Genomic DNA, 2,119 nt, shown 5'->3' with positions numbered 1-2,119 from the left:
GAGTTGCGCTGCCATAGCGATGCGGGCAGTCAATTCACGTCTATTCGCTACGGAGAGCGCCTCGCAAAGATCGGGGCGACACCCTCGATCGGAACTGTCGGTGACAGCTACGACAACGCCCTCGCTGAGACCGTGAACGGATACTACAAGGCCGAGCTGGTGCGCGGACCCGCGAAATCAGGGCCGTGGAAAACGATCGATGATCTCGAGCTCGCGACGCTCGGATGGGTGTACTGGCACAACACGCAGCGGCTCCACTGCTACCTCGGTGACGTGCCACCTGCGGAGTTCGAGGCCAAGTTCTATGCTGGGGTTACCAACGCCCAAGAACTGGTAGAAATCAAATGAGCTGAGTCTCCACTAAACCCAGGGCGATTCACTCTCCAAGATTGGACTGGCATGATCCCTGCGGTAGTGGCAACCGACCTTGCTGCATCAAGCGTCTCGCTTCCCGCGATCGCGAGCTTTTTCTTCCCACTAGGGGCATCAGCTCTTCCACCGTTTTTGCTGATCCTCCTCGTCATCGTTGATAACGCCATCCGGATCACGGCGCTTTTCATCGTTCCTCCGGGCCGGAAGCCGGGCTCGGCAACCGCCTGGTTGATGGCCATCTTCTTGCTTCCCATTCCGGGAATCATCGTGTTCGCCATCATCGGCAACAACGATCTTCCAAAAGCGCGAGAGGCCAAACAGGTCGCAGTGAATGATGCAGTCACTGCGATAACTGCGCGAGAAGATGCGCGGGAGGAGCCCGGAAAGGACTCAGTCCCCACCCGCTTCCGCGGCGCTGTGACGCTTGGGCAGGCACTCGGCGCACAACCGATGCTTGCCGGGAATACCGCGTCGGTTACCGTCGACTATGAGGGTTCCTTCGCGGATATGGCGCGCGCCATCGACTTGGCACAGGATTACGTTCACGCAGAGTTCTACATTCTTCAGCATGACGAAACAACAGACATAGTCTTCACCGCTCTACAGCGCGCGAAGGAACGCGGGGTTGAAGTTCGCGTTCTCCTGGACCATATTTCAGCCGTTATGAACCCACTGGCGAAGAAAACACGTCGCAGCCTAGACAAGGTGGCAACACAGTGGGCCTACATGCTGCCGGTGCGACCTTGGCGTGGGGAATATCAGCGTCCGGACCTGCGCAATCACCGCAAGCTCCTGATTATTGACGGCAAGACTGGCTTCATGGGATCCCAGAACATGGTGGATTCCTCATACAACAAGAAGGGGAACATCAAACGTGGCCTGCACTGGCGGGACATCATGGTGCATGTTTCCGGACCCGTCGTCCTCGGGCTAGAAGCAGTTTTCGAGGGCGATTGGTACATGGAGACTGGAGAGATTCTCCGAAATGTCGACACGGAGATGATTTCTCGCGACGACCGTCCCGGCGATCTGGCCTGCCAGATCGTTCCCAGCGGTCCCGCTTACGGCGATGAGAATAACCTCCAGGTCTTCGTGTCACTGATGTACGGCGCCAAGAAGCGCATCAGCATCACCAGCCCATACTTCGTCCCCGACGCCTCAATAATGCATGCGCTTCGGGCCGCAACGGCAAGAGGGGTCGAGGTCGAACTCTTTGTCTCTGAGACAGGCGACCAGGCGATGGTTTACCACGCTCAACGCAGTTACTACAGTGAGCTTCTCCGCGCCGGAGTAAAGATCTGGATGTTCCGGCCGCCGTACATTCTGCATTCCAAGCACTTCACGATCGACGATGAAATCGTCGTCATCGGTTCGTCAAATATGGATGAGCGTTCTTTCAACCTCAACATGGAAGTCTCAATGATCGTCCATGGCGAAGAGTTCACGACGCAGATGGACGGCGTATCCGATTACTACCGCGAGAACTCTCGAGAGCTCACCGCGGAGGAATGGGCGAAGCAGCCGTGGCGGTCCCACCTGCTTGATAACTTGGCGCGTCTGACTTCAGCGCTGCAATAGGAAAAACGGCGGTACCGCACAAAAGCGGACCGCCGTTTTTCAGGCTTATAGGACATTTGGTGTTGCTGGGGGTTAGTCCCAGTCGATGCGGTAAGAGCCTGCTTTGTGGAGTTCGTGCCAAGCGATCGCGTCTCCGAAGTGGCTGATACTACGGTGGTGGCGTTCTACC

At 57.1% G+C, this 2,119-nt stretch carries 2 protein-coding genes; both read left to right on the top strand.

The annotated features are described in order from the left end of the window. On the top strand, positions 1–348 hold a 348-nt coding region (locus tag CS903_RS09250; protein ID WP_164996730.1), incomplete at its 5' end, for an integrase core domain-containing protein. A 51-nt stretch (positions 349–399) separates the two neighbouring features. Beyond that, complete coding sequence (gene cls / locus CS903_RS09245; protein ID WP_099333261.1) at positions 400–1,950, top strand: cardiolipin synthase; 1,551 nt, start codon at positions 400–402, stop codon at positions 1,948–1,950. The last annotated feature ends 169 nt before the right edge of the window (positions 1,951–2,119 follow it).

This window comes from Actinomyces minihominis (genome assembly GCF_900187855.1).
Classification (GTDB): Bacteria; Actinomycetota; Actinomycetes; order Actinomycetales; family Actinomycetaceae; genus Scrofimicrobium; species Scrofimicrobium minihominis.
This window is presented reverse-complemented; position numbering and strand designations above follow the sequence as displayed.